Genomic DNA, 16697 nt, shown 5'->3' with positions numbered 1-16697 from the left:
CTAACTTAACCAAACCCGCATTAATGATATTAGTTTGTCCAGATCTATAGGCTTGCTGATGTAGTCATTAGCACCGATCTGAATAGTCCTTTCCCTGTCACCTTTCATTGCTTTTGCAGTGACGGCTATAATAGGAAGCTGGGCAAACTTTTTATTTTCACGTATCTTTTCTATGGCTTCAAATCCATCCATTTCAGGCATCATAATATCCATCAGGACCAGATCAAAATCCGGGTACTTGTCCAGCAGTTGTAGAGCTTCTCTACCGTTATTAGCGATCTCGATCTGCATATTATACGCCTCGAATGCTGTACTCAGTGCAAATACATTACGCATATCGTCATCTGCAATTAATACTTTCTTGCCAGCAAGGGCTTTCTCCATGATCACTTCCCCTTTTGTATGGGTAGGTATTTTCTGGGCACCTTTATTGCTCTTAAGTCTGTTAAGGAACAGGTTGACCTCGTCGATAAGTCTGGTATTAGATTTTCCTGACTTAAGTACCATAGCCTGGGTATGTCTTAAGATACGCTCTGTACTCTCCTGAGACAGTTCCATAGCCGTATTAATAATAATCGGTGTATGCTGATAGGTATCTATAGCTTTGATATCATCCAGTAACTCTAATCCTGATTTATCAGGAAGATTTATATCCAGGATAATACAGTCATATGATTTTTTTGCAGCCAGAATTTCCATTGCCTCATCTGCATTGAAAGCCTGATCCACCACCGTATTACGTTCGTTCAGAGAGGATTTAATAAAATCACTTTGTAAGGTATGGTCCTCAATGATCAGTACCCGTTTGAGTGGTGTGGAGATAAGTGACTTAATTGTTTTGAAAGCATTTTCCAAAGAATCTTCGGTAACAGGTTTTCTTAAGAAACCTATTGCTCCTTTGTTGATCGGCTCATCCTTATGAAGAGATGCAGCCGACATCATATGCACAGGTATGTCTTTGGTCTTATCGTCGTTTTTGAGTTTTTTCAACACTTCCCATCCATCCATTATCGGAAGCATTATATCGAGAATGATAGCATCCGGCTGAGTCTGGATGGCTGTTTCCAGTCCTTCTTTACCATTGTAAGCCACGCTCGGATCAAATCCATGCTCCACTGCATAATCTTTCAGGATCTCAGAAAAATTGACATCATCTTCTATTATCAGCAATCGTTTTTTACTGTTTACGGAAACTTCCTCTTCAACATTGACAGGTGTTGTCTCTTTGACCGGAGCGGGTTCGATCACTTTATTTTCATCTTCCTCATGAATATCATTCTTCTGGGCAGGTCTGTAAGGAAGGATAAAAGTAAATGTACTTCCCTTGTCAGGTTCACTTTCCAGCGAAATGCGCCCGCCGAGCAGCGTGGCCAGTTCCCTGCAGATGGATAATCCCAGACCTGTACCGCCATATTTTCTGCTGGTAGATCCGTCTTCCTGCTTGAAAGCCTCGAAGATCAGTTTTTGTTTTTCGGGTGCAATTCCGATTCCGTCATCCTGCACGATAAAGTGAATGTTGCCGTTGACATGTTTATATGTCAACTCAATCTTACCTCCGTTCAGCGTAAACTTGAATGCATTGGAAAGCAGATTTTTGAGAACCTGTTCCAGACGGTATTCGTCACACAGAAATGTAGAGGGTGCCTCAGGATCAATAGTCGTCTTGAAATTAATAGATTTCTCTTCTGCCGAAATTCTGAATAATCCTTCAATATTTCTGGTCAGTGAATGGATATCAATCTGGTCTTCTACCAGATCAATCTGTCCGGATTCGATTTTTGCAAGATCCAGTAATTCATTAATCAGGTGCAACAAGTCGGACCCTGCACTGTGGATAACAGTTGCATATTTTATCTGATCCGTATTGAGATTGTGGTGTTTATTATCTTTTAATAATTTAGCCAGAATAAGAATACTGTTGAGTGGCGTCCGGAGTTCGTGGCTCATATTAGCCATAAATTCGGATTTGTATTTACTTGCCTGTTCTACTTCATTAATCTTATCTGTAATATTTTTGCGGGCTTTGTCGAGATCCTCGTTTTTAAGTTCCAGTAATTTCGCTTTTTCTTCCAGTTCATTATTTGTCTGGGTTAACTCTTCCTGCTGTACCCGTAACTCCTCTTCTGAAGCTTCCAGAAGATTTGTTTTATAGATGAGTTCCTCATTGGTCGTCCGGAGTTCTTCCTGCTGCGCTTCTAACTCTTCCGTCTGTTGTTGCAGTTCCTCAAACATTTCGGCCATCTTATCATGTGCCTGTGTGACTTTGATCGCGATAGCCAGGGTATTACCTATTTTATCCAGATAAGCATTCACTTTGCCTTTATCTTCATCTGAATCACGGATACATATTTCTAATAAGCCTACGGTCTCCTCCTCATAGATAAACGGGATGATATGAATATCACTTACCAGATCTCCCCCCAGAATACTGTGGCCTTTCAGTATGTTGTTATCTACAGCTGCAATTACTTTATGCTGCTGATGAAGAATTACTTCTCCCGGCAATCCTGTATTAGTATCCAGATATTCAGGTACAGCATTTTGTTCTGTACCAAATGTTCCGGTTAATTTGAAACCTTCACCTTCCGGTAATTTGAAATATATGGCTCCCGCAAGAGCATGGATCGTTCTGCAAATACAGGCCAGCGCATAATTACCTAACTGCATTTCGTTGTAATTACCTCTTACTTCAGAATCCAGTCTGGAGAGTTGTTCCAGTACCCAGTTGGACTGTTCTATCTGATCTCCCAGGGATTTGAGCTTTTCAAAGCTTTCCTGTTCTTTTCGTAATGTTCTCCTGAGGACGGAGAATACCTGGTTTACACGGACGAAAAGAAAGATCATGATTCCAAGTCCCAGAATGACAAATCCATAAGTTATAAAACGGCTTATCTTCAGGTGATCATTGTTTTGTTTGATGTATTTTGCACGGCTCTCTACGACAGAATTGATAATAGTCGTGAGCTGTTTGTGTAGCTGATCATAATCCAGTATAATGTCCTGTATGACTGCATTTTTGTTAATATCTACATCTCTTTTGAGTTTACGGTTATCCAGAAACGTCTCGACTTCAGCCCGGAAGGCCACTTCTGTACGGTGGCTGGGCGTATAAAATTCGGTAGTCTGGAAGAGTTCGTTTAGATCTTCATCTATAATAAGATGTTTGTTTTTGATAATATCGAGCATTCTCGGATCCTGACTATTCGCATATAACAGTTTGTTGTTATTGACGATGCCAAGATTGATCTCTAAATTATTAATGGTATTGAATTTCTGCTCTGACTGTCCGATTACGTCATCATTAAACCGGATGCTTCTGTCAAAGGAAATAAAAAAGAATACTACTGCAAACAAAATCATTAAGAATGCAATAACAATTCCTATCGTGACCTGAGTTTTAAAGTTGATTTTATTCATTTCTCAAAGTAAGAATAAGATTATATAAGAGCCCGCCTGCTTAAAGTCAGACTTTTAGCAGATAACTCCTTGACATATAAGGAATGGGTATTAGCCGATTGAATTCCAAATTTTATGATATTGAATATCGTTTTAAATTCAGAACAATCATCCCCACTCATTTGAATTTCATAGTAGATAGTCGTTTTTCGCAGGTTAATATCAATGCTAATTTCAGATATTGATGTCGCCCTATTTTTTTGACGGTACAAATTAGGTTGATCCCCAAAAACGATACCAAAGATAGTTTTTCCTTTTCTAAAAATTTTACTGGAATGTGATATTAATTTGTTCTCTGTTGCTGTTTTTTTACAATTATTCTGCAATTCTTTTTCTTTGAAGTCTGAAAAACCTAGAAAGAAGCAAGTTGCGAATGTTGTCAAATATGTCTGCTCATATCGTTTTTTATTTCTGAAATACAGTTTTAGTATATGGCTACTGCAAAAGTGTAACGGCAAAAGAAGATCTGAAGCTACATGCTGTGTCTGTTTAATAAAAAATCCATACAGACCGGAGATGCTGGTGGTTGTTTTTTCGGCAGCCTTCTCAAACCTGTTAACAGGGGATAAAAACCAATCCGGCAATCGGATCCGGATATCTGCTTTTAATTGAAAATTCCAAAGGAAAAGCCTCCTGTTTTTGTATAGAGTTTTCTTTTTCAGAATAGGTTTATGTCGTATGGGATCATGATTTCGAAATCCCGATCCGGCAAAAGTATAATGACCAAAGGCTAACTCATTTGTATTTTGATCAAAAACAGATAAGATATTCATTTTTTGACGATACATAAGATCAATAATCCGGTTAATACATCTGATTTACAGATGATATAAAATTACATTATATTTTTTTGGTTTTATCCTAATGCGGATTTTTTTTATTCCGTTTATGTGTCTGTAAATCAACTAGTAGTGTTATTTTTTACTTCTTTGAAATTAAGGGGGAAAGAGAGGGGGAGAGAATTAAATAAATTGTGTTATCTTTAAGGAGTCTGAAATTAAAAAGAGTTATGAATCCCGAAATTTCTTTAGTATTATTTATTATCGGAGGCATTGTTGCCTTTTTTCTGCTGTTGTATCTTTTGCCTGTCAATTTGTGGTTTACAGCACAACTTTCCAATGTGAAGATTAGTTTGTTGAATCTTGTATTGATGCGCCTTCGTAAAGTGCCGCCTTCCCTGGTTACAAATGCGATGATCACTTCTACAAAGGCAGGTTTACGGATTACTTCCAATGATATTGAGACGCATTATCTTGCAGGTGGCAATGTCAATAAAGTAATCAAAGCACTTATTTCTGCTGACAAAGCTAATATTCCTTTAGATTTTAAATTAGCTACTGCTATTGACCTTGCAGGACGTGATGTATTTGATGCTGTACAGTTGTCCGTTAATCCGCAGGTTATTAATACACCGCCTGTAGCTGCAGTTGCCAAAGATGGTATTCAGTTGATTGCTAAAGCTAGGGTTACTGTTCGCGCAAATATCAATCAATTGGTAGGAGGGGCCGGTGAAGAAACAATTCTTGCACGTGTAGGAGAAGGAATCGTGACGACTATCGGTTCATCTGCGAATCATAAAGAAGTACTTGAAAATCCGGATCGTATTTCCAAGACTGTATTGTCTAAAGGATTGGATTCCGGGACTGCATTTGAAATTCTCTCTATCGATATTGCAGACATCGATATTGGTGACAACGTAGGAGCCAAGCTGCAGACAGATCAGGCAGAGGCAGACCTCAAAGTTGCCAATGCAAGAGCCGAAGAAAGAAGAGCTATGGCTGTTGCTACTGAGCAGGAAATGAAAGCGAAGGCACAGGAAGCAAAAGCAAAGGTAATCGAAGCAGAATCTCAGGTTCCACTAGCTATGGCAGAAGCTTTCAGAAATGGAAATCTGGGTATAATGGATTATTACAAAATGCAAAATATACAAGCCGATTCGGATATGCGTTCCTCCATAGCCCGTCCAGGTTCGGGAGATAAAGGCAATCAGAAATAATCTGGCCGTATTGTAATAGAAATATTATAAAAATAATCAACCGATTGCTTAACCTGCAATCGGTTTTTTTGTGTTTTTGTACTTTTTATCAGGAGATGAGTTGAAGATGTTTCTTTTATATTTAGCCAAAATCTAAATGTAATCTATGAAAAAGTTAATTCTGTTTCTTTTCTTGGGACCTCTGTTATTATCTGCACAGCAAATCGTTGAAAAAGGTGCAACCAAGTTCTTCCTGCCTATAGCAGGTAATACATGGCAATACCCGTCTTTACCGGATGGTAAAGGGCTGGTAACGGATGAGGGTATCCAATCATGGAATGATCTTGTAATACATTTTAAGACTTTTGTCCGTTTTGCTAAAAAGGGAGATTTTGATTTGAATATGATCATTGATGCCGTAAACAATGGCGGAGAATATGAGGTCAGTATCGGACAACAGAAAAAGAAGATTCTTGTAAAAAATACAGGAGCGATCAGTCTGGGGCACTGGACAGTGAAAGACTCCGGATATTATGCAGTGGTATTGAAAGCATTAAGCCCGAAAGCAAACTTTGCTGCTGTCAAAGGGTATGAAATATCGGGTACTGCTTCTTTTATTGCTTCTGCCAATTTTGTGCCCAATAATGAAGGTAATTTCTTTTATTGGGGACGTAGAGGACCTTCTGTACATCTTGGCTATAACCAACCTGAAGGTAATATAGAATACTATTACAACGAAGTCACAGTAGGTAAGGGAAATGATGTGGAAGGATCTTACTATATGGCAAATGGTTTTTCAGGAGGATACTTCGGTATGCAGGTGAACAGTAAAACTGAACGCAGAATTCTGTTCTCTGTATGGAGTCCCTTTACAACAGACGATCCGAAATCTATTCCTGATGACCACAAAATTATCCTGAAAGCTAAGGGAGAAGGTGTATATACAGGTGAATTTGGAAATGAAGGTTCCGGAGGTCAGAGTTTTCTACGGTATAACTGGATTACAGGTAATACCTACAAATTCCTGTTAAGAGGACGTCCTGTAGCAAATGACTATACCGAATATACAGCCTGGTTCTATGCACCGGAAAAGGGCAAATGGCAATTGATCGCACAGTTTGAAAGGCCTAAAACAAATACGTATCTCAAAGGATTCCACTCTTTTCTGGAGAATTTCAATCCCAATCAGGGAATCTATGAGCGTATCGTTAAATTCGATAATCAATGGGTACGTGATCAGCAGGGGAATTGGGTAGAATGTACAAAGGCTAAATTTACTGCAGATCAGACAGCCCGGAAAGGATATCGTCTGGACTATGCCGGGGGAGTAGCGAATGGAGCTTTTTATTTGAGAAATTGTGGGTTTTTTAATAACAAAACTGTTGTCGATTCACGATTTGAACGTCCTTCAAAAGGTAAAGCGCCGCAGATTGATTTGGATAAATTACCTGTTAAATAGCAGGGCTTGGATTCCGATATATCGGGATCATCTGATTGGATACATATAAGTGGATAATAAGAAAAGAGTCCGGAAATTACTCCGGACTCTTGTGGTTGAAAATTCAGGTCCTATAGTTTAGTGCAAAAATCTTATGGAATAAGATTGTGTTCATATCTACCTATGCAAGTGAGTAGTTGTAAGAACCAAAAACTATTTTCAACCGCTAAAGATTCATATCAGCAACCTCACCTGCTGATATAATCTTTTCGCTGTAACTAACCGTTATTTATTAATATATTACAAAGAACGGTAACGGATAGTGTTTATACAATTCGATATCGTTTTAAAGCAGACTTAATAGTTCATTTAATTATGCTTATTATAGGAATAAAATTCGATGTATTTTCTTTATTAAAATGCTAATAACCATAAGGAAGTCACTTTTTGATATTGATTGTTTCAAAATAATGCCCGTTTTCCTACATCGACAGATATCGCTTGTCTAAAAACCTGTCCTTGATGTAGGAAATTAAAGGGCAAAAACACAACACACTATCTTTTTATTTTTTTATTGAATTTTGTCTTGAAACTATTTTTTAAGTAAATGATAGTTGTTTTGATATGATCCGGATACAAAAACAATTTTTATTTATTTCAAATTTATGCCCTAAAAAGGGTGGAGAATATTCGGAAAGATTTTTTTAATAAGACAATAATGCTTACTTGATCAGCTTTTTAAAGCGATGGAGTTATAAGGCTATAAAGTGAAAGCTTCAGTATACTTGTGTTGCGTCTGTTGGCGTCCCCGCCAACAGTTTTAGGAATATTCTTCTCCCCGTACATGTGGATATCTCCTTGTCCTGAGATATAGAAAACCTCACTCCATTGCAGCGGACAACTTTATTCTCCTGCAGGCTGACGGGATTAATCTCAACCCTGGTTTTATATGCAATAAGAACAGAGTCTGCAAAACAATCAATTTGGACCTTTTATACTGATTTTATTCTATTTACTTTATGTTCATCATATTAATTTTTAGACATCACGCAACGAGCTCTGTTATTCATAAAGCCCTGATTGGTAAATTTGCGATCTGTAGCATATACTGCACCGAGATCAGATCTGATGGTTACAAACGATACATCAGTATAATCGGAACTAAGCCAACTGGCAGAAGTAGACGATATATACGGGTTAGAAGGTGAAGCTGCTCCTGATGTTTGGTTATACATCATGGGCACACCTCCCTTAGCCTGAATTGCGGCGTTTACCGCCATGCGTTCATTATGGTTGGTGGGTAGCAGTTGCCTGAGCTCATACATAGTAGGTAATCTGGCACCTGGTCCAAACAGCGCTACGCAACTTTTTGGGTTAGGCGGGTCTTTTTGTGTTAAGGAAGCATCCAACGGCGAAACAAGGTTATACGGTACATTTGCAATCTGATCCCAATACCCTGCTAGCGTTAAATCATCTCTAACGATGTAAAAACCGTAACCAGGCCCGAGGTCAATAGGTTTGACCCCTTGTTTTGCCTCTAGTTTTGCGGTAAGCCTGCCAACCTGTACACTAATTGTTGCTGACCGTACAGTTGTTGTGCTACTGTTTTCATTGACATGAAGCAAGTAGGTAATTTTATCACCAACCTTATCATACCCCAGGTTGACTAACCACGATGGCAAAACCAGTTGTACAGCTGTTTCAGGTGCATTAGTCCATATGGTAAAAGTAGTTTGCCCTTGCAGTCCGAGCAATCCAACTTTTGTGGCAGCCAGCTTGAGGTATTGTAGTGGCACATTTCCCTCTGAAACTGGGATTTCATTCCATACTGTTACGCTGGCCGTCATACCCACAGGCTTGCTCGCCCATGCTGTAGCCTGGTCAGAGAAACCTGCGGCATGTACTTTTGTAATGTCAATGGCATAGCGGTGATTCCGCAGTACAGGCAGCAATCTGAGCTAATCATCGGTCAGCTCTACACGGTAATATGTAACGGTAGTACTCCCGGCGTACTTGCCTGCGATCACCAGTCCTGTGGCATTGGGATCGCCTGTATTACCCGGTGCGGCACTTTCGAAAAGAAAGATTTCCCCGGCCAGTGTATTTGTGTCTGCCGTGTATTACTGGGCAGTCAGCTTGTTGGTACCTGCAGGTATGCTGGGAGCCGTTACTTTATATTCAGCGGCATTGTAATTGCCCGCGACAGGTGCTATACGGCCTTTGCCGGGCATATTGTACACATATACCTTTGTCATTATGAAATCATTGTCCGTCACTTTTACATCTATGGCAGCCAGACTTCTGAGCATGTTCACGCTGAATTTCTGTGTGTTGTTGTCTATTCCGTCTATTGTCTCACTCTCCCCCCACATAGGCAGCGGAGTGAAATTAGCGGAACTGATGGCATTCCATCGGGTGCTGACCCTATACTCAATGCGGCTCATCAGCGTTTCCTTTTCGGCATTGGCGGGCAATCCGTTAAGGGCGGTCTGCAGTTGTGCTGCCGCATTGGCAATGAGGACAAAACGAAACTTGTCCGTACTCTTGAGCAGATTGACATGGAAGTCTACTGTTGTTGCGTTATCGTTAGGACATAACAATACAGCCTTCTTGTGGTAGGCATAGTATTCCTTTCCATCAGCGGCTACACGGAAAGCCAGTACATCCAGACTGTGGATGCTGTTCTGATCGACCTGGCTGATGGCTTAGGTACCGGCTTTATTACCGGACTGTGGCAGTACCAGACGCAGGGTTACCTGCTGTTCACCAGGCTTGGTCTCTTCCTCCGGAATACCTGTCTTTTTACAGCCTGCCAGGGTAGTAAGAATGAAGAGAAAGATTAATAAATCAAATCTAGACATCATAATTGGTTCATATTATATACTACTCTGTAAAAATATTTCAGTGCAGGTGTATCTGCTCTTCCATATCCGAAAAGTAGTTGTATGTTAAAAAGCAGGTTGTGTGATATTTTTTAAAATCAGATGTGTATAGTTAATACACATCATTTTTCCCGTTACAATATTGCTAATTAACAGCGTCATTTACTATTCGGTATGATTGGCATATGGACAATAAAGTGTATTTTATCACAGAGGCAAGCAGTACAGATATTTTTTTGTAAGACCGTTTCTTTCTGCATGCAGGATGAGAGTATTAAAAATGTCAGAAAATACCGGTTACAATATAGAGACAAACTTTATATCACACATATGACCATATGGATTATCCTTATCCAATGCTATTCTTGCCCCGTAACCGGAGGTATATTTTCAGGCAGATTTACGTGTATTTACGGTGTTTGTTGTTCGAATCTATTTATTTGTCAGCGAAACTCTTTAGCTGTCTTCATTTAAATAAGAGCAGGTATAAGTTCAGGCTCTGTTTTTATTATTAAGCTCTCTCCCGATAAACCGGGATATCTCCTTGAAAAGGAGAGAAAAGGGAGATTTTCAGCATAGTTGGTTTGTTAGTGGGTGTCCCCGCCAACCGTAGAATGACAAAAGCAACTTACTAAGTCTGTATTAATATTAGATTCAGGATCGGGTACTTTTATGCAAGGGAAAAAAAACACCTTACAGAATTGAGTCGGTAAGGTGTTTTCAATAAAAGTTGCTTAGTCAGGGGATAATTGGCAATGGATTAGTACCATAACCCTGATATACCTTTATTCTGGCCCTGATCTTGCCGGCCGTAATGGTGAGGATTCCGTGTCTGGGAACCGGATTGCCCTGATTTATCTCAACAGAAATATTAGCCCCATCGCTGGTTCCATTATTATAGGGATTCATACTAAGCCAGGATGGCTGATCACTGGTCCACGTCCAGCCACCCGGAAAATCTGTTTTTATTTTATAAAATTGGCCTTTCGCTTGATTAGTGGGATAATTAACCAGATCTGTCTCCATCGCCAGATAGTAGTGCTCATCAAAATATATGATAGGCATATCACTCAGATTTAGGGTGACAACCGAACCTTGTATATTAGAAGGCTTCCCGGTTAAGGCGGCTTCTTTAGTCGGATATCCTGCTCCACTTACCTCCTTAATTTTGAACTCGTATTTGTGATTACGCAACACGGCGAGCGGTATGGGTGCTGCTTCTTTAGATAAAAATTCCAGTTTGTAATACGTTTCTGTGCTGCTACCGTCATAATATCCTCCGATAATGAGGGAAAGAGCTCCCGAAGCACCTGCGGATGCAGCGGCGTTTTTTTCAAAGAGGTATATCTGTTGTCTGGAGTTTACAGTATTTGGCGGGGTCACGGGATCCGGTATATAGACCAGCGGACTGCTGTTAATTTGCGGAGAAGCTGGCAAGGATGGTGCGGTCACTATTGGTCCGTTCGAACCCGTGGTAGTGGCTGATGGAGCTATCCTTGCGTTTGAATTGCTGTTGTATACACTGATACTGGTCATTTGGAATCTGGTTATCAGGGTAGGCTCTACGATTACGTCTACTCTGGCCTGAATTCTGATCATATTCAGTGTGATGGAACCGGTGTTGCTGTTGATGCTCAGATTTGGCTCTGATTCCCCTGACATAGGCAGGGGGCTGTAGTCTGCAGAGGAAGTGGTGTTCCATACCCCGGGCTTATTGATCACCAGATTTTTGAGTATATCGGATTTCAGGGCACCAACTGTATAACTGGCGGCATTGACTGTTGTCCTTGCATTCGCAATGGCCACAAGCCGGTACTTTTTGGTGGCATGTGCTTGCAGCGTTGCCTGAAACTGTATGCTGTTGGCTGTCAGGGGTCTGATATTTCTTCCGGCCACGCGGTACGCATACTTTTCAGTACTGCCAGTCATTTCAAACACGAGTATATCTATAGTAGTGACCTTGTTTTCTTCGTTATCGGAGATGGCGTAGGTACTGATATTCTGCGAGAGGCCCGGCATGCTGGCGGTAAAGGAGACCTCTTTTGTACCGTTTGTTTCCGTGTTGGTATCATCGATGATGGTTTTTTCCTTGATACAGGAAATCAATGTAACGGTATAGATACACATGATCAGTAGTATCGGTAGTCGTATTCTTTCCATCTTTGTTTGTGTTATAGTGTTTATTGCCTGCTCTTATTTCAGGCGTATGCTGACACAGCTATTCCGCCTTTTGATCGGCTATTGCTGGGGTTGTTTTCTGTTTTATACCGAACCTTCAGATTCGACCAGTATCCATCCGTTTATGATTACTGTAATTTCTGCCTGAGTCGGAAATTTTCTGATAATTTTGAGATCGACAGCAGGCTCGCAGTTCAGGTTGAGCTGTGGTAGTTTTTCAAGTAATTCCTTTACACTGGCACTGAATATATCCGCTCCTGTTTCCATATCTCTTATGGTAATGATGGGATTTCGGTCTTCGAGCCTCCACAGGAGTGCTGTCTGTGCGGTGTATGTTGCAGACTCTTTTTGTTCCTGCAGTTCAGTGACTGTATAGTGGTCTCCTGCGTCCCGCATTTCAGCTGTCTGGAACTGGCATAGTGCAGCATTGTGACTGATCCTGATCTGGTAATTTTTTAGTGTATCGTATTTTTCAAGCGATACATACAGTGGTTTTGTTATGTTTTTCAGGTCAATGCGTTGTGCCGGAGTATATGCTGCAGTTTCGGCATTTATATTTTTTAATACTCCCTGAAAGAGTACCTGATCCGGCATTGCTCTTAATCCGCTGCTGCGGGTGAATGTGGGCATATCCAGTTCATCGATATGTGTTTCTCCTTTTATGAGTAGCCTGTCTTCAAACTGTCCCTGTGCGGTACCTGCCCATGCGACGAGGGTGTAGTTTCCCTGAGGGAGAGTTATCTTCATGGTGCTTTCGGGAGAGAAATCTATATCTTTTTGGGAGACCTGTGCTGCAAAATATCCGTTTTCGTCAAATGCGTATACGGTCATAGCTGTTGTACCTGTATATACAGTTTTGTCGGGACAACTTCCTGCTCTGTCGGTAAAGCTGAGTGTAATGTCGAATGTGTATCGTGTCAGATCATCCTTTATACATCCGTTTATGGCCACCAGCATGGCGATCATCAGGAGCTGTATGTATATGCGTTTGAGATATCGTTTTATCATTTCCGTCTGTATCATGCTGTCAGGTTGCATATTCTTGTTAATTTGTTTTACGGAATAGTATTTTTTTTAATAAAAAAGGGGAGGGAGTTTTTTCCTCCCCTTTGTGGTATTCCGGAGGGTTACCCCTTATATTTCATGTTCACTGGTGATCAGCGTCCATGGTGTGATGGTGATGGTCGCCTGAATATTAGCGTCCAGATTACCCGGATTAACCGGTTGGGTAGGATCTACAGGTTTTGGCGGTTTTACGTTACCACCCGGATTGCCGGGAGTGCCCGGAGTTCCCGGTATCTGCCCTTCTAATGGTGTACCCAGTCCATTGATCTTGGTAATCTGCGCTTTGAAGAATGTATTGCGGAGTATGCCCAGTTTGGTTGCTCCGGCCACCTGATCTTCATTGAGATACAGACGGAAGTAGCAGTAGCCCTGATTATAGGTGAGAACGACACTACGTTGTACGGTTCCGTTGTTGTAGTCCGTTTTAGCGGCTTCGGCATCTGCTGCTGACTTAGTAGTGAAGTACAGCTGGTGCAGCGCATCGTTTGTTCCTTTTTGTCCGAACATGACATAGAACGTGCCGTCTGCATTTGGTGTTGCTCCGTCTTCCAGTTTTGTCGGGGTGAATTTGGCTCTTACCTGTATATAGGTCACCTGTGTGGGAGCAGGGAGTTCGGTTGTATTCTCCGGCATATATACAGTCTTGAGGTCTTTGTTCTCTGTATTACTTGCATCTACAGCCTTATAGGCTGTGTTGAGTACACCTGTGAAGTTAGCTTGATATTCAGCTGTTAAAGCACCACTGGTACCCGAAACAAATGGATTAATATACGCCCAGTTTGCATCCTTGAAATCGTATAGCTGTCCTACAAGGATCTGTTTGTTACGCTGTCCTACGGTATACTGCAGATCAGATACTGTTCCGCCCTGTATGTCAGTGAGGGACAAGCTGTTGCCTTTCAATACGCCGGCTTTTGCCAGCAGACGTGATACAGGGATGGTGACTTTGTTTGCGGGGTCATCACCTTCTTTGATATCCAGAGAGGTTACCGACTGGCTGAACATCATGACTCCGTCATTAGGCGTTGCCAGTTGTTCCATATTAACGGGATAAGGGTTCTCCATACCTGAATAACCGGCCTTTAGCAGATCGACCAGCGACTGAGGGAGGTTGATACCTATATATATTCTTTTTCTACCGGTCTTTGTTTTGATTTTTTTTGGGGTAGAGAGGTTGGCATCTGTTCCGCTAAATCTTTCGTATCCGGCAGGGGTGAGGCTTCCTTCTTCACTGTACAGGAATACATCAACAGTATTGACTTTTGATTCGTTTGCGGTACCGCCATCACTTCCTGTGGTAGATGCATAGGTTCCGATATTGGCAGCTGAGGTAATGCTCAGGCTCAGGCTGGCATCTTTCCCCTCCTCCGGGTTGACAGGATTGATCTCCCCACCCTGTTTTTTACATGCTGCAAGGGTCAGCCCTGCAAGTGCAATAAGTGCGTACTTTTTCATACTCATTCTTTTTGTTGTTAAATTATTATTCATGTGTTCTTTATTGTGGCTTTTTTTATAGTGTTAATTTTTGGATACTACGCAGCGAGCTTTCAGATTTCCTTCTCCCTGATTAGGAAACTTACCATAGGTGCCTTGAGCTCCATTATCGGCTCTGATAGTGTGAACTGTACTCACTGTTGCAGAAGTAGAAGTCAGATAGGGATCTATTCCATTGGTACTTAGTCTCTGACCTCCCTTAGCGTGAATAGCATCGTTGACAGCTTGGCGTCCTGCCGCATCTGTTGGTATCAGTTGTCTCAGTTCAGACAAAGTCGGCAGCCTGGCTCGAGTACCCAATCTGGCTACGCAGCTTTTAGGATAAGGGGTTCCCGGTTTCTGGGTTAAGGAGGCGTCCTCTAAAGAATAAAGATCTTTCGGTACATTGGCAGCGTAATACCAGTAAAGTAAATCAGTAATATTCTCACTAAACAGATAAAAATTGTAACCGGGCCCCAAATCAATAGGTCTGGCACCCTGTATCACATCTATCGTTGCGCTAAGCCGGCCAGCCTTTATAGTGATTTTTCCAGTCCTCGCCTGTGTAGTACTGGGGTTTTCCTCTACAACTAACCCGTAGGTAATCTCGTCATCCATCTCATGGATCTCCGTATTCTCTATCCAATCATAATCAGGCGGAATAATTAATTCTACGTTGGGTACGTTCGTCCATGTCGTAATGTATAAGTTATTTTCTTCAAATCCGTATAGTTCGACTTTTTTAGTGTCTGATTTAAGATATTCCAAAGATGGTTTGCCTTCCGCTACCGCAATCTCATTCCACGCTGTCATAGTAGCTGTCATACCGGTCGGTTTGCTGGACCAGGCATCAGTTACCGTGTTAGAGCCAGGGCCATGTACTTTGATAATATCGATGGCATAGCGGTGGTTGCGCAGCACAGGCATGAGCCTGAACTGCTCATCGGTCAGCTCTACACGGTAATACGTATCGGTAGTACTCCCGGCGTACTTGCCCGCGATCACAAGTCCTGTGGCATTGAGATCGCCTGTACTTGCTGCTGCGGCACTTTCGAAAAGAAAGATTTCGCCGGCCAGTGTATTTGTGCCTGCCGTGTATTCCTGAGCCGCCAGCTTATTGGTACCTGTGGGTATGCTGGGGGCCGTTACTTTATAATCGGTATTGTAATTGCCTGCCGCAGGTGCTACACGGCCTTTGCCGGGCATATTGTATACATATACCTTAGTCATTACGAAATCGTTGTCCGTCACTTTTACATCTATGGCAGCCAGACTTCTGAGCATGCTGACGCTGAATTTCTGTGTGTTGTTGTCTATGCCGTCTATTGTCTGGCTCTCTCCCCACATGGGCAGCGGAGTGAAATTGGCGGAACTGATGGCATTCCATCGGGTGCTGACCCCATACTCAATGCGGCTCATCAGCGTTTCCTTTTCGGCATTGGCGGGCAATCCGTTAAGGGCGGTTTGGAGTTGTGCTGCTGCATTGGCAATGAGGACAAAACGAAACTTGTCCGTACTCTTGAGCAGATCGACATGGAAGTCTACTGTTGTTGCGTTATCGTTAGGACGTAACAATACAGCCTTCCTGTGGTAGGCATAGTATTCTTTTCCATCAACGGCTACACGAAAAGCCAGAACATCCAGGCTGTGGATGCTGTTCTGATCGACCTGGCTGATGGCATAGGTACCGGCTTTATTACCGGACTGTGGCAGTACCAGACGTAACATAACTTCCTGCTCATTTGGCTTAGTACCTTTTTCTGGACTATCAACCTTTTTGCAGCCTGAAAATAAAATAAGCAACAGGGTGATAATTAAAAAAAATCTTTGTTTCATCTGATTATATTAATGTGCAGCTAAAGCTACTATTCAACGACAGCAATTTATCGCATACTGAACTTTATTAGCTGTCTGATGTATTTGTTTGTATTCCCTTGTTATAATCTGTTACAAATGTCTGTAAAGGGGAAGCAGTGAGGTATTCCGGCTAATCTTAAAATTGACTGTATCGTCCAATTTTAACCGGATATGGTGTTATCGAATCAAGATTTTGTTTTTTTTCGATTGCTTTGCAGGTTGTTGTTGCTGCTTGAAGTCGCAAGGAAAGCTTAAGGAGATGAATAAATAGCCTGTAATGGTCATTAGCGGAGAAGGATTTGCGGTTTGATAAATAGTCCTTTTATTTAGGTGAGTAGGTTTTATAAGAAAGGCAAATGTGCTCATTTTTGTA

11 protein-coding genes are annotated in these 16697 nt (G+C 41.5%); 3 read left to right on the top strand and 8 right to left on the bottom strand.

Annotated elements, in window-relative coordinates; genetic code table 11:
* Complete coding sequence (locus HMPREF0766_RS10580) at positions 1-3417, bottom strand: response regulator (RefSeq protein ID WP_002996806.1); 3417 nt, start codon at positions 3415-3417, stop codon at positions 1-3.
* Positions 3418-3437: 20 nt separating this feature from the next.
* Complete coding sequence (locus tag HMPREF0766_RS10575; RefSeq protein ID WP_236590411.1) at positions 3438-4040, bottom strand: hypothetical protein; 603 nt, start codon at positions 4038-4040, stop codon at positions 3438-3440.
* Between the two features lie 425 nt (positions 4041-4465).
* Between HMPREF0766_RS10575 and floA the strand changes: the two genes are divergently transcribed.
* Together floA and HMPREF0766_RS10565 are read left to right on the top strand one after the other, a co-directional pair.
* On the top strand, positions 4466-5452 hold the full coding sequence (floA, locus tag HMPREF0766_RS10570; RefSeq protein ID WP_002996802.1) for a flotillin-like protein FloA: 987 nt from the start codon (positions 4466-4468) through the stop codon (positions 5450-5452).
* A 145-nt stretch (positions 5453-5597) separates the two neighbouring features.
* Positions 5598-6890, top strand: a complete 1293-nt coding sequence (locus tag HMPREF0766_RS10565; protein ID WP_002996800.1) for a DUF3472 domain-containing protein — start codon at positions 5598-5600, stop codon at positions 6888-6890.
* 1010 nt (positions 6891-7900) lie between these two features.
* On the opposite strand, the gene HMPREF0766_RS22550 is transcribed toward HMPREF0766_RS10565, so the two are convergent.
* Both HMPREF0766_RS22550 and HMPREF0766_RS22545 read right to left on the bottom strand, forming a co-directional pair.
* A complete protein-coding gene (locus tag HMPREF0766_RS22550) occupies positions 7901-8821 on the bottom strand; it encodes a hypothetical protein (RefSeq protein WP_002996799.1) in 921 nt (306 codons plus the stop codon).
* Between the two features lie 168 nt (positions 8822-8989).
* Complete coding sequence (locus HMPREF0766_RS22545) at positions 8990-9469, bottom strand: hypothetical protein (RefSeq protein WP_002996797.1); 480 nt, start codon at positions 9467-9469, stop codon at positions 8990-8992.
* Between the two features lie 12 nt (positions 9470-9481).
* On the opposite strand from HMPREF0766_RS22545, the gene HMPREF0766_RS22540 reads away from it, so the two are divergent.
* The gene (locus tag HMPREF0766_RS22540; protein WP_002996795.1) at positions 9482-9712 is read left to right on the top strand and encodes a hypothetical protein; all 231 of its coding nucleotides are present in this window, start codon (positions 9482-9484) and stop codon (positions 9710-9712) included.
* 777 nt (positions 9713-10489) lie between these two features.
* Here HMPREF0766_RS22540 and HMPREF0766_RS10555 read toward each other — a convergent pair.
* From HMPREF0766_RS10555 to HMPREF0766_RS10540, 4 genes are all read right to left on the bottom strand, one after another.
* On the bottom strand, positions 10490-11911 hold the full coding sequence (locus HMPREF0766_RS10555; protein WP_002996793.1) for a FimB/Mfa2 family fimbrial subunit: 1422 nt from the start codon (positions 11909-11911) through the stop codon (positions 10490-10492).
* Positions 11912-12013: 102 nt separating this feature from the next.
* Positions 12014-12952: a FimB/Mfa2 family fimbrial subunit gene (locus HMPREF0766_RS10550; RefSeq protein ID WP_236590412.1), complete on the bottom strand. Its 939-nt coding sequence runs from the start codon at positions 12950-12952 to the stop codon at positions 12014-12016.
* A gap of 111 nt (positions 12953-13063) precedes the next feature.
* The gene (locus HMPREF0766_RS10545; RefSeq protein WP_169311210.1) at positions 13064-14449 is read right to left on the bottom strand and encodes an Mfa1 family fimbria major subunit; all 1386 of its coding nucleotides are present in this window, start codon (positions 14447-14449) and stop codon (positions 13064-13066) included.
* A 63-nt stretch (positions 14450-14512) separates the two neighbouring features.
* Complete coding sequence (locus HMPREF0766_RS10540; protein WP_002996787.1) at positions 14513-16303, bottom strand: BACON domain-containing protein; 1791 nt, start codon at positions 16301-16303, stop codon at positions 14513-14515.
* Positions 16304-16697: the final 394 nt, after the last annotated feature.

The sequence above is a fragment of the Sphingobacterium spiritivorum ATCC 33861 genome, assembly GCF_000143765.1.
Lineage (GTDB): Bacteria > Bacteroidota > Bacteroidia > Sphingobacteriales > Sphingobacteriaceae > Sphingobacterium > Sphingobacterium spiritivorum.
Note: the sequence above shows the minus strand (reverse complement) of the source record. Positions and strands in the feature narration are given on the sequence as shown.